The 12,548-nt window shown below is 68.2% G+C and carries 8 protein-coding genes; 7 read left to right on the plus strand and 1 reads right to left on the minus strand.

Annotated elements, in window-relative coordinates:
* Positions 1–15 precede the first annotated feature (15 nt).
* Positions 16–3,759 (minus strand): GH92 family glycosyl hydrolase, encoded by a 3,744-nt coding sequence (locus ACIQOU_RS04810; protein ID WP_401534654.1) that lies wholly within the window; start codon positions 3,757–3,759, stop codon positions 16–18.
* A 423-nt stretch (positions 3,760–4,182) separates the two neighbouring features.
* On the opposite strand from ACIQOU_RS04810, the gene ngcE reads away from it, so the two are divergent.
* The 7 genes from ngcE (at position 4,183) to ACIQOU_RS04845 (ending at position 12,538) form a co-directional block, all read left to right on the plus strand.
* Positions 4,183–5,643 (plus strand): N-acetylglucosamine/diacetylchitobiose ABC transporter substrate-binding protein, encoded by a 1,461-nt coding sequence (gene ngcE / locus ACIQOU_RS04815; RefSeq protein ID WP_401533886.1) that lies wholly within the window; start codon positions 4,183–4,185, stop codon positions 5,641–5,643.
* Positions 5,644–5,659: 16 nt separating this feature from the next.
* Positions 5,660–6,586, plus strand: a complete 927-nt coding sequence (locus ACIQOU_RS04820; RefSeq protein WP_401533888.1) for a carbohydrate ABC transporter permease — start codon at positions 5,660–5,662, stop codon at positions 6,584–6,586.
* A 4-nt stretch (positions 6,587–6,590) separates the two neighbouring features.
* On the plus strand, positions 6,591–7,511 hold the full coding sequence (locus tag ACIQOU_RS04825; RefSeq protein ID WP_401533890.1) for a carbohydrate ABC transporter permease: 921 nt from the start codon (positions 6,591–6,593) through the stop codon (positions 7,509–7,511).
* A 184-nt stretch (positions 7,512–7,695) separates the two neighbouring features.
* Positions 7,696–8,895, plus strand: a complete 1,200-nt coding sequence (locus ACIQOU_RS04830; protein ID WP_401534656.1) for an ROK family transcriptional regulator — start codon at positions 7,696–7,698, stop codon at positions 8,893–8,895.
* Between the two features lie 133 nt (positions 8,896–9,028).
* Complete coding sequence (locus ACIQOU_RS04835) at positions 9,029–10,132, plus strand: substrate-binding domain-containing protein (RefSeq protein ID WP_401534658.1); 1,104 nt, start codon at positions 9,029–9,031, stop codon at positions 10,130–10,132.
* A 301-nt stretch (positions 10,133–10,433) separates the two neighbouring features.
* Positions 10,434–11,243 carry an ATP-binding cassette domain-containing protein gene (locus ACIQOU_RS04840; protein ID WP_401533892.1) on the plus strand — a complete coding sequence of 270 codons (810 nt, stop codon included), beginning with the start codon at positions 10,434–10,436 and terminating at the stop codon, positions 11,241–11,243.
* Positions 11,240–12,538: a sugar ABC transporter permease gene (locus ACIQOU_RS04845; RefSeq protein WP_401533893.1), complete on the plus strand. Its 1,299-nt coding sequence runs from the start codon at positions 11,240–11,242 to the stop codon at positions 12,536–12,538. The genes ACIQOU_RS04840 and ACIQOU_RS04845 overlap by 4 nt, the downstream gene beginning before the upstream one ends.
* The last annotated feature ends 10 nt before the right edge of the window (positions 12,539–12,548 follow it).

Below are 12,548 nucleotides of genomic sequence, written 5' to 3' on the forward strand. Positions count from 1 at the left end.
CCCCAACTCAGCTGCTCAGGCGAGCAGTTCGACCTCCGAAAGCACCGCCTCCCCCTCGGTCACCAGGCGGTACTTCCGGTACGTACCCGGGGAGTCCACGGTGAACGCGCGGGTCTGCCGGTCCCAGGCGAAGGACTCACCGGAACGCCGGTCGAGCGTGCGCCATGTGGTGCCGTCGTCCGACCCCTGGAGCGTCCAGCCGGTCGGCGCCTTCGCCCGGTCCGCCGACGACGTCAGCGTGTACTGGACGCCCTTGACCGGACCCTGGACCGGCAGATCCACGGAGGTCACGGTGGCGTCCGTCGCCGACGTGTTGTCGAACAGGGCACCGGCGCCCTTCAACGCGTCCGTGCGGGGCGTCGGCACCCGGTCGTCCTGCGCGATGGAGACGGGCGCGGCCTTCGTGCCGGTACCCCACGAGGACGGCTTGGGGCCCATGTCGAACTCCAGCGTGCCGCCCTTGGCGAGCAGGTCGTGCGGCAGTGAAGTCTTCGTCCAGGTACGGCCGTTGACCTTCAGGCCCTGTACGTAGACGTTCTCCGCGCTGTTGCGCGGCGCCTTGACGACGAGGTCACGGCCGTTCTCCAGATGGACCGTGGCCTTCTTGAACAGCGGGGAGCCGACCGCGTACTCGCCGCCGCCCATCACCAGCGGGTAGAAGCCGAGCGCGGAGAACAGGTACCAGGCCGACTGCTCGCCGTTGTCCTCGTCGCCGTGGTAGCCCTGCCCGATCTCGCTGCCGGTGTAGAGGCGGGAGAGCACCTCGCGGACGTTCTTCTGCGTCTTCCAGGGCTGCCCGGCCGCGTCGTACATGTACAGGACATGGTGGGCGACCTGGTTGGAGTGCCCGTAGTTGCCGAGCCGGACATCGCGCGCCTCGGTCATCTCGTGGATGACCCCGCCGTAGGAGCCGACGAACTCCGGCCCCGCCGTCTCCGGCGTCGCCAGGTACGTGTCCAGCTTGTCGGCGAGGCCGCGACGGCCCCCGTACAGGTTGGCGAGGCCCCGGCTGTCCTGCGGTGCGGTGAACGCGTAGCCCCAGCCGTTGGTCTCCGTGTAGTCGTACCCCCACACCCGGGGGTCGTACGTCGCGGAGTCCAGGCGCCAGGCGCCTTCGGCGGTGCGGCCCTGGAAGAAACCGGCCTTCGCGTCGAAGAGGTTGACGTACTCCTGGGCGCGGTTGAGGAAGTACCGCGCCTCCTCCTGGTACCGCTTCTCGCCGGTCTTCTCGTAGAGCCGCTGGCCCATGCGGGCGATGCCGTAGTCGTTGACGTAGCCCTCCATCGCCCAGGACAGGCCCTCGCCGGTGTCGGTGCTGGTGTAGCCGAGGAACGGCGAGGTCGCCATGCCCTTGCGGCCCACGCCGGACGACGGCGGCACCACGGTCGCGTTCTTCACGGCCGCGTCGTACGCCGCCTTCGCGTCGAAGTCGACGCCCTTCACATACGCGTCGGCGAACGCCACGTCCGAGGAGGTGCCGGTCATCAGGTCCGCGTAGCCGGGCGAGGACCAGCGCGAGGTCCAGCCGCCGTCCTTGTACTGCTGCACGAACCCGTCGACCATCTCACCCGCCTGACGGGGCGTCAGGAGCGAGTAGGCGGGCCAGGTGGTCCGATAGGTGTCCCAGAAGCCGTTGTTGACGTACACCCTGCCGTCGACGATCTTCGCGCCGGTGTGCGTCGGGGTGTCCGGGGACGGCATCGGTGAGAACGGCGACGCGTACCGCTCCTTCGAACCGACCTTCTCGAAACCGGAGTTGGGATACAGGTACAGCCGGTACAGGCTGGAGTACAGGGTGGTCAGCTGGTCCGGCGTGGCACCCTCCACCTCGACGCGGCCGAGGATCGTGTCCCAGGCGCGCTGCGCCTGCCGCTCGACCTTCTCGAACGAGGTGCCGTCCGGGATCTCCTGGCGCAGATTGTCCTTGGCCTGGTCGACGCTGATCAGCGAGGTCGCGATCCGCAGGGTGACGGTACGGTCCCGGCCCGCGTCGAACTTCAGGAAGCCCTTGACGCCGCTCGACGACCCGCCGGTGACCGGCCGGTCGAAGGTGCCGTACACGAACAGCCGGGTCGCCCCCGTGGACAGGCCGGACTTGACGTCCGAGTACCCGGTGAAGGTGCCGCTGTCCCGGTCGAGGGTCAGGCCCGCCTGGTCGGTGACGTTGTCGAACAGGACGCTCGCGTCGTCGCCCGGGTAGCTGAAGCGGAGCGCGGCCGCGTGGTCGGTCGGCGTCATCTCGGCCTTCAGGCCGTTCTCGAACCGCACCCCGTAGTAGTACGGGCGAGCCGTCTCGTTCTCGTGCCGGAACGCCAACTCCCGTGCCTCACGGCCCGTTTCGGGCGTGCCCGAGGCGGCCGACGGCATCACCTGGAAGGTCTGCCGGTCGCCCATCCAGGGGCTCGGCTCATGGCTCGCGCTGAACGCCTGGATCGTCGGCAGGTTGTCGGCGTTGTTGCCGCGCGCGTAGTCGTACAGCCAGCTCAGCGTGGACGCGTTGGTCACCGGCGTCCAGAAGTTGAAGCCGTGCGGCACCGCCGTCGCCGGGAAGTTGTTGCCGCGCGAGAAGGAGCCGCTGGAATTGGTGCCCCGGGTGGTGAGCGCGTGGTCGGAGGGGTGGGCCTTCGGCTTCTCGGGGGTGGCCCGCGCGATCGTCACGTCGTCCAGCCAGCCCCGGAACTTCGCCGGGCCGCTCGGTGAGTCGTACGCCAGCAGCACCCGGTCCACGGTCTTGCCGGCCGCGACCGAGCCGATCGACGCCTGGACGTCGTTCCACTGGTTGACGTAGAGACTCTTGGCGGCGCCCTGCCCGCGCGGCGACAGCGGGAAGCCGTGCTGGTCGGTGGCGCCCAGGTCGCTGAGATAGGTGCCGTCGGTGAAGGCCAGGTCCACGGCGACGTTCGTCGCGTCGTAGTCGCGGTCGCCGTCGGCCATGGACGGGAAGAGCCGGTACGACAGCCGGGTGTCGCGGCGCACCGGGACGTTCACGTCGAAGACCTTGTTGGACGAGTACGCCCGGCCGTCGACGGTGTGGCGTCCGGCGTAACGCAGGGCGCGCTTTCCGGTGAACCCGGCGCCCGCCTTCGCCGTCGGTGACCCGCTCGGGCCCCGGTCGACCAGCGTCAGCATGTCCGGCGGCACCGGGGCGTCCGCTGTGCCGTCGGAGAACTGCACATCGGCGAGTTGCACGATGCCCTTGGCGCCGTTGTTGCGGGTGATGTCGAGCCGGAAGTGCCGGTACTCGGCGGGCGCCGCGAGATCGAACGTCCTGGTCTGGAGCCGCTCCGCGAAACTCTCCCCGGTGCGGGTGTCGAGCGTCGTCCACGCGGTGCCGTCCGCGGAGCCCTTCAGGGTCCAGTCGGCGGGGTCGCGTTCGGCGGCGTCATCGGCCGAAGTCAGCGCGTACGCGGCTAACTTGACGGGTCTGTCGAGGTCGAACTCGACCCACCCGGTCGGCTCGAACGCCAGCCACTTGGTGCTCGCCTCGCCGTCGACGAGGTTCTCCTTCACCTCGCCGCCCGCCGTGTTCTCCGCGCTCGCGCGCACCGCGGTGACCTGGTCGGTGACGCTGCCGGGGATGCCGGTGCGGTAGCCGCCGTCGACGCCCGAGGCGCGCGGGGCGCCGTCGGGTCCGGTGTCGACGGTGTTCAGCCAGTCCGGCGCCGGATCACCGTCCTCGAACGAGGAAGCGAACGACCGCTCGCCCGCCGGAGCCTTCGCGGGCAGCGCCACCGCCGCCCCCTGGGAGCCCACCGCCAGCGTGAAGGCCGCCGCGCACACGATCGCCGGACCCCACCTGTGCCGAGTTCTCCGCAGTTGCATATGTGCTCACACTCTCCACCTGGATAACGTTGTCAAATGGTCAAGCAATCACCAGTAAGTGGTCAAGTGACCAGTGATGTCAAGGGCGTTGGATGTGGCGTACGGGGCCTATGTCGCGGATTTTTCCGGCAAGGTGTCCACGGACATCTCATATTTCCGGCAGGTCTCAACTCGGAAAAGACCCATGGCCAACCTTGCATTCGATCTTGCTCCGCCGACCGAAAGTGGACTATACCTGTCGGCGATTCACCCCTTCCGTACATCCTTTCCGTAGAGCCTGCACGACCCTGCTTGACCCGACCGCGGTGCCGGGAGTGTCCGGATCACCGCCTGAGTCCTGGAGAAGGCGAGGACTTGAGCATGGGACCCACTTCCGCCGAGTACAACGGCACGGACGGCACCCGGGGTGTCGGCCGACGCGATCTGATCAGGCGGTCCGCCGCCCTCGGTCTGCTGTCCGTGCCCACGATGAGTTTCCTGTCCGCGTGCGCCAGCAGCGGCGGCGACGGCGGAGAGAAGGCGAAGGCGGGCAAGAAGACGGCGAAAAACCCCCTTGCCGTCAATGACAGCGCGCCCATGGAATTCGTGGTCTTCAACGGCGGTTTCGGCACGGAGTATGCCGAGGATGCCGTGAAGCTGTATGAAAAGGACTTTCCGAAAGTCAAGGTCACCTTCTCGGCCACCCAGAAGATCCAGTCCACCCTTCAGCCCCGTTTCAACCAGGGCACCCCGCCCGACCTCATCGACAACTCCGGCGCCGAACAGATGGACATGGGCGTCCTGGCGAGCAAGAAGCAGCTCACCGACCTCACCCCGCTGCTCGACGCGCCCTCCTACGACGACCCGGCCAAGAAGGTCCGCGACACCCTGCGCCCCGGCATCGTCGAGATGGGCCAGCTCGACGGCGACCCGGTCTGGATCATGTACTACGCGTACACGGTGTACGGGGTCTGGTACTCGAAGAAGGCCCTGGACGGCCTGGACGAGCAGTACCCCGAGACCTGGGACCAGATGCTCGCGGTCTGCGCGAAGGCCAAGAAGAAGGGCATGGCCGGCTGGACGTACGCCGGCAAGTACCCGTACTACCTGCCCTTCTCGCTCTACCCGATGATCGGCAAGGTCGGCGGCCGCCAGGTGCTCGACGCCATCGACAACCTGGAGCCCAACGCCTGGAAGAACCCGGCGGTCAAGGCCTGTTTCGAGGCCTACTACGAGCTGTACAAGAAGGGGTACGTCCTGAAGGGCACCCCCGGTCTCGACCACATCCAGTCGCAGACCGCGTGGGCCGAGGGCAAGGCGCTGTTCATCCCCAACGGCTCCTGGGTGGAGAACGAGTCGGCCAACGTCATCCCCAAGGACTTCGACCTCACCGTCTCCGCGCCCACCGGACTCGACGCCTCCGACGCGATGCCGTTCGGCACGATCTGGGCCTCCGGCGGCGAGCCCTTCATCGTCCCCGCCAAGGCCGCCAACGCCCCCGGCGGCATGGAGCAGTTGCGCATCATGCTCAGCGAGGCCTCGTCGAAGAACTTCACCACCAAGGTCAAGTCGCTCACCGCCTACAACGGCGGCACCACCGGCATCACCCTCACCCCCGGCCTTAAGTCCGGCGTGGCGGCCCTGAAGAAGGCCGGCAGCAACGTCGTCAACCCCCGACTCCAGGACTGGTACGTCCAGTTGCAGAAGGAGCAGATCGGCGTCGGCGCGCTCGGCGAGATGATGGCGGGGCGGATGACCCCGGCCGAGGCCGTCAAGAAGATCCAGGCGTTCGCCGACGCCACCGCCAAGGACTCGTCGATCAAGCACTACAAGCACCAGTAGACGGACCGGTGACGTGATGCAGCACGGCAAGTACCGGTTCGTCGTGGGGTTCCTGGCCCTGCCGCTCGGACTGTACGCGCTCTTCGTGGTCTGGCCGTTCATCCAGTCCATCTACTACTCGTTCACGGACTGGACCGGGCTGAGCCCCGAGTTCACGATGGTCGGCCTGGACAATTACCGGAGGATGCTGAACGACGAGATCTTCTGGAAGTCCTTGCAGCACAGCTTGATGTTCGCGGTCGTGCTGCCGCTGGTGACGCTCGGCCTCGCGCTGTTCTTCGCCTTCATGATCAACGTGGGCGGCCCCAGAAGGAGGGGCGGCCCGGTCGTCTCCGGCGTCCGGGGCTCCTCCTTCTACAAGATCGTCTACTTCTTCCCGCAGGTGCTGTCGATCGCGATCGTCGCCCTGCTGTTCGCCTTCGCCTACAACCCGGACAGCGGCGCCATCAACTCGCTGCTGCGCGGGATCGGCCTCGACAGCGTCCAGCCGCTCTGGCTGGGCGACCCGAGCCTGGCCCTGTGGTGCGTCATGGCGGTCCTGGTCTGGTCCACCGTCGGCTTCTTCGTCGTCCTCTTCTCGGCCGGGATGGCCTCCATCCCCACCGATCTGTACGAGGCCGCGCTGCTCGACGGGGCGGGGCGGGCCACCACGTTCTTCCGGATCACCCTGCCGCTGCTGTGGGACACCGTGCAGTCCGGCTGGGTCTACATGGGCATCCTCGCGCTGGGCGCCGAGTCGTTCGCGGTCGTCCAGATCATGACGACCGGTCCCGGCGGCCCCGACTACTCGACCACCGTCCTCGTCCTGTACGTCTACCAGAAGGCGTTCCGCGACGGACAGGCCGCCTACGCGACCACCATCGGCGTCGCCCTGCTCGTCGTCACCCTGGCCTTCGCGGCCGTGGTGATGCGGCTGGGCCGGCGCGAGCGGCTGGAGTACTGACCAGATGACGACGACCGAACCCCCCGCCCCCCGGCCGACCGCCCCCGAGACCCGCGTCGCGAAGATCCCCGCCCCGCCGCCCAGCCGCGCCAAGCGGCGCACCGGCGGCGTCCTGAACGTGTTCTCCCACGGGATGCTGGTCCTGTGGGCGTTCATGGTCGTGCTGCCGCTGCTGTGGGCGGTGATGACGTCCTTCAAGAGCGACCGGGCCATCTTCAGCTCGCCCTGGGCGCTGCCGGACACGCTCCACTTCGGCAACTGGGCACGCGCCTGGACCGAAGCCAACATGAGCGGCTACTTCCTCAACACCGTGGTGGTGGTGGGCTGTTCACTGGTCGGCACGCTGGTGCTCGGCTCGATGGCGGCCTATGTGCTGGCCCGGTTCGACTTCCCGGGCAACCGCCTCATCTACTACCTGTTCGTCGGCGGCATGAGCTTCCCCATCATGCTGGCGCTGGTCCCGCTGTTCTTCGTCGTGAACAACATGGGCCTCCTCAACACCATCCATGGCCTGATCCTGGTCTACATCGCCTACTCGCTGCCGTTCACGGTCTTCTTCCTGACCGCGTTCTTCCGCACCCTGCCGTCGTCGGTCGCGGAGGCGGCCTTCGTCGACGGGGCCTCGCACAGCCGGACGTTCTTCCAGATCATGCTGCCGATGGCCAAGCCCGGCCTGATCAGCGTGGGCATCTTCAACTTCCTCGGCCAGTGGAACCAGTACATGCTGCCGACGGTCCTCAACACCGACCCGGACAAACGGGTGTTGACCCAGGGCCTGGTCCAACTCGCCGTCAGCCAGGGCTACAAGGGCGACTGGTCCGGGCTCTTCGCCGGGCTCGTGATGGCGATGCTGCCGGTGCTCGCCGCCTACATCGTCTTCCAGCGCCAGGTCGTCCAGGGCCTCACCGCGGGGGCGCTCAAGTAGCGCCCCGACGACCTCGACGAGCGCCGTCCCCGCACCCCGCGGGGACGGCGCTCAGGCGTGCGCCGGGCGCCCTCCATACGGTTCAACCTCTTGACGGGAGGCAACCCGAACGGCTCAGCTTAGGGTTCACTAGTTGGACATATACGGGGTCTCGTCGCTGCGGCCCCGCGCGCAGGAGGTCGTCGTGGAGACTCCGGGGTCGCAGTCGTCGCTGCACCGAGCCAACCTGGAACGGGTCGTACGGGCCGTCCGGCTCGCCGGGTCGCTCACGCAGGCGGAGATCGCCAGGACCACCGGCCTGTCCGCCGCCACCGTCTCCAACATCGTGCGGGAACTGAAGACCGGCGGAACCGTCGAGGTCACCCCCACCTCGGCGGGCGGCCGACGGGCCCGCAGCGTCTCGCTGAGCGGCGACGCGGGCATCGTCATCGGCGTCGACTTCGGCCACACCCACCTGCGCGTCGCGGTCGGCAACCTCGCCCACCAGGTGCTCGCCGAGGAGTCCGAGCCGCTCGACGTCGACGCCTCCGCCACACAGGGCTTCGACCGCGCCGAAGAGCTGGTCAACCGCCTGATCGGAGCAACCGTCGGCGACTTCTCCAAAGTCGCCGGGGTCGGCGTCGGCGTCCCGGGCCCCATCGACGTCGAATCCGGCACCCTCGGCTCCACCGCGATCCTGCCCGGCTGGACCGGCACCCGCCCCGCCGAGGAGCTGCGCGCCCGCCTCGGCGTACCCGTCCACGTGGACAACGACGCCAACCTCGGCGCCCTCGGCGAGCTGGTGTGGGGCAGCGGCCGGGGCGTGCGCGACCTCGCGTACATCAAGGTCGCCAGCGGTGTCGGGGCAGGCCTGGTCATCGACGGCAGGATCTACCGGGGCCCCGGCGGCACCGCGGGCGAGATCGGGCACATCACCCTCGACGAGTCGGGACCGGTCTGCCGGTGCGGGAACCGGGGCTGCCTGGAGACCTTCGCCGCCGCCCGCTACGTCCTGCCGCTGCTCCAGTCCAGCCACGGCACCGACCTGACCATGGAGGGCGTGGTCAGGCTGGCCAGGGACGGCGACCCGGGATGCCGCCGCGTGGTCGCCGACGTCGGCCGCCACATCGGCAGCGGCGTCGCGAACCTCTGCAACCTCCTCAACCCCAGCCGGGTGGTCCTCGGCGGCGACCTCGCCGAGGCCGGTGAGCTGGTCCTCGGCCCGATCCGGGAGTCCGTCGGCCGCTACGCCATCCCCAGCGCCGCCCGCCAACTCACCTTGCTCCCCGGGGCACTTGGCGGTCGCGCCGAGGTGCTCGGGGCGCTCGCCCTGGCCCTCAGCGAGATGGGCGACTCGACGCTCCTCGACGGCACCTCGCCCGCGGCGACCCCCGCCTTCACTTAGAAAACGGATGGCACCGTTGCCAACCCGTTAAGAATTTACTTCTTGACGCCGAACGTATGGCCGAGTTGACTTCCAGCCACCTCGGCCGCAACGACGCGGCCTCGTCAGGGAGGTCTCTGAAGTGAACACGCGTATGCGTCGTGCCGCTTTTGCCGTCGCCGCGGGGGCGATGGCCGTTTCGATGGCCGCCTGTGGCAGCGCCAAGGAATCCGGCGACAAAGCCGACTCCTCGAAATCCGCCGCTGCCAAGGGCGACAACATCAAGGTCGGTCTCCTCCTCCCGGAGAACAAGACCGCGCGCTACGAGAAGTTCGACCGCCCCCTGATCGAGAAGAAGATCAAGGAACTCACGAACAACAAGGCGACGGTCCAGTACAACAACGCCCGCCAGGACGCCAGCCTCCAGGCGCAGCAGGTCGACACGATGATCACCGACAAGGTGGACGTCCTCATCGTCGACGCGGTCGACGCCAAGGCCATCAAGAACTCGGTCCAGAAGGCCGTCGACGCCGGCATCAAGGTCGTCGCCTACGACCGCCTCGCCGAGGGCCCGATCAGCGCGTACACCTCCTTCGACAACGAAGAGGTCGGCAAGACGCAGGGCGAGGCCCTGCTCACCGCCCTGGGCGACAAGGCCACCAAGGCCACCAAGATCGTGATGATCAACGGCTCGGTCACCGACCCGAACGCCGCGCAGTTCAAGAAGGGCGCGCACGCCGCGCTCGACGGCAAGGTCACCATCGCCAAGGAGTACGACACTCCGGAATGGTCGCCGGACAACGCCAACTCCGAGATGGAGACGGCGATCTCGGCGGTCGGCGCGAAGAAGATAGCGGGCGTCTACTCCGCCAACGACGGCATGGCCGGCGGCATCATCACCGCCCTCAAGGCGGCCGGGGTGTCCGTTCCCGTCACCGGGCAGGACGCGGAGCTGGCGGGCGTGCAGCGCATTGTCGCCGGGGACCAGTACATGAGCGTGTACAAGCCGTACGCGCCCGAGGCGGACGCCGCCGCGGAGATGGCTGTCGCGCTGGCCAAGGGGCAGAGTCTGGGTTCTGTCGCCAAGGACAAGGTGTCCAGTTCCAGTGTCCAGGACGTGCCGTCGGTGCTGGTGCCTGTGCAGTCGCTGACCAAGGACAACATCAAGGACACCGTCGTCAAGGACGGGGTGTACACGGTCGCGGACATCTGCACGGCCAAGTACAAGTCGGCGTGTGAGGCGCTGGGGCTCAAGTAGGTGGGATTGCCGGCCGGTGTTTTATTGCCGGCCGGCGGTCTTCGGTCGAATTTCGGCTGGCGCGCCGTCGTGGCTGGTCGCGCCCGCGCGGCGGAGCCGCACATCGACACAGCCCCGTGCCCCTTTCAGGGGCGTTGCTGGGCCGTTGGTGACATTGCTCGGGTCGGCTTAGTGGGGCGCTGCCGGGGCCGTTGGTGAATGTGCTCGGGTTGGCTTGGTGGGATTTCCCCGGCCCTCCCCCCTTTCCTTTTCTCTCCGTTCTTTTCTGTATTACCTTCCGCTGGGTCAGGCGGCGAAGGAGATGGTTCACGTGTCCGCTACGCCTGTGTTGGCGTTGCGCGGGGTCTCCAAGCGATTCGGTGCCGTTCAGGCGCTCACCGATGTCGAGCTTGAGGTCCACGCCGGTGAAGTGGTCGCCCTGGTGGGCGACAACGGAGCCGGAAAGTCCACGCTGGTCAAGACGATCGCCGGCGTGCATCCCATCGACGAGGGCGTCATCGAGTGGGACGGCAGGGCCGTTCCGATCAACCGCCCGCACGATGCCCAGGCCCTGGGCATCGCGACGGTCTACCAGGACCTCGCGCTGTGCGACAACATCGACGTCGTCGGCAACCTCTTCCTCGGCCGCGAGCTGAAGAAGTGGGGCGTCCTGGACGAGGTCGAGATGGAGCGCCGTTCGCAGGAGCTGCTGCGCACGCTCTCCATCCGTATCCCCAGCGTGCGCATCCCGATCGCCTCGCTCTCCGGCGGTCAGCGCCAGACGGTGGCGATCGCCCGCTCCATGCTGGGCGAGCCCAAGCTCGTCATCCTCGACGAGCCCACCGCCGCCCTCGGCGTCGAGCAGACCGCGCAGGTCCTCGACCTGGTCGAACGGCTGCGCGAGCGCGGTCACGCCGTCATCCTCATCAGCCACAACATGGCCGACGTCAAGGCCGTCGCCGACAAGGTCGCCGTGCTGCGGCTCGGCCAGAACAACGGTGTCTTCGAGGTCAGGACGACCTCCCAGGAGGAGATCATCTCCGCCATCACCGGCGCCACCGACAACGCGGTCACCCGCCGTGCCGCCCGCACGACCAGCATGCCCGGCACCGACGGGGAGGTTTCCCAGTGAGCGTCGACAAGACCGCCCCCGTGACGCCCGAGGACCCGAGCACCGTCGGCAACCCCGAGGCGGCCGCCGCCGCGGTGACCGCCGTGGACCCGCGGCTGCTCGTCCGGGAGCAGGGGCTCGCGGGCTACCTCGGCGAGTTCAGGCGCAAGCTGAAGGCCGGTGAGCTGGGCTCGATGCCCGTCGTGATCGGCCTCATCGCCATCTGCGTCATCTTCCAGAGCCTCAACTCCCAGTTCCTGTCCGCGCAGAACCTGAGCGACATCACCGTCACGATGGTCGGCACGGGCATGATCTCCGTCGGCATCGTCTTCGTGCTGCTGCTCGGCGAGATCGACCTGTCGGTGGGCTCGGTCAGCGGCGCGTCCAGTGCCATCGCCGCCGTCCTCGCCGTCAACCAGGGCTGGCCGGAATGGGCGGCCGTGCTCATCGCGGTCGTCGCCGGTGCCGCCATCGGCGCGGCCCACGGCTTCTTCTTCGCGGTGCTCGGCGCCCCCGCCTTCGCCGTCACCCTGGCCGGACTGCTGTTCTGGCTCGGGTTCATGCTGAAGATCCTGGGCGAGAACGGCACCATCAACCTCGACAGCGACGGGCTGATCGGCAAGCTCACCACGTACTTCTTCGCGGACGTGGCCGCCGCCTACGGGCTCGCGGTGGTCGTGGTGGCGGTGTTCTTCCTCACCTCCTTCCTCGGCAACCGCCGTCGGGAGGCCGTCGGCATCCCGTCCCGGCCGCTCAGCGACACCCTGATGCGGACGGCGCTGCTGGCCGTGATCTCGTTCGCCGCGGCGGCGATGTACAACCAGTACAAGGGGCTGCCGCTGGCCACGCTGATCTTCCTGGTCTTCCTGATCGGCACCGACTTCCTGCTCCGCCGCACCTCCTACGGGCGCAAGGTGTTCGCGCTCGGCGGCAGCGTCGAGGCGTCCCGCCGCGCGGGCATCGACGTCACCGCGATCCGCATCTCGGTCTTCGCGATCTCCGGCGGGTTCGCGGCCATCGGCGGCCTCTTCCTGGCCTCCAAGATCGCCTCGGCCAACCAGAGCGCCGGCACCGGTGACCTGCTGATGAACGCGATCGCCGCGGCCGTGATCGGCGGCACCTCGCTCTTCGGCGGACGCGGCCGCACCTGGAACGCCCTGCTCGGCGTCCTGGTGATCGTCTCCATCCAGTACGGACTTCAGCTGGAGTCCATCGCCGAACCGGTCAAGTACATGATCACCGCGGCGGTCCTGCTCACCACGGTCGTCATCGACTCGATCACCCGCAAGACGCAGAAGACGGCGGGTCGCGCGTAGCGGACCCACG

The sequence above is a fragment of the Streptomyces sp. NPDC091279 genome, from assembly GCF_044757465.1.
GTDB lineage: Bacteria > Actinomycetota > Actinomycetes > Streptomycetales > Streptomycetaceae > Streptomyces.

Coding starts and splice junctions, on each gene's coding strand:
- ngcE (WP_401533886.1), top strand. CDS start 4,183: ATGGGACCCACTTCCGCCGAGTACAACGGCACGGACGGCACCCGGGGT.
- ACIQOU_RS04820 (WP_401533888.1), top strand. CDS start 5,660: ATGCAGCACGGCAAGTACCGGTTCGTCGTGGGGTTCCTGGCCCTGCCG.
- ACIQOU_RS04825 (WP_401533890.1), top strand. CDS start 6,591: ATGACGACGACCGAACCCCCCGCCCCCCGGCCGACCGCCCCCGAGACC.
- ACIQOU_RS04835 (WP_401534658.1), top strand. CDS start 9,029: ATGCGTCGTGCCGCTTTTGCCGTCGCCGCGGGGGCGATGGCCGTTTCG.
- ACIQOU_RS04840 (WP_401533892.1), top strand. CDS start 10,434: ATGGTTCACGTGTCCGCTACGCCTGTGTTGGCGTTGCGCGGGGTCTCC.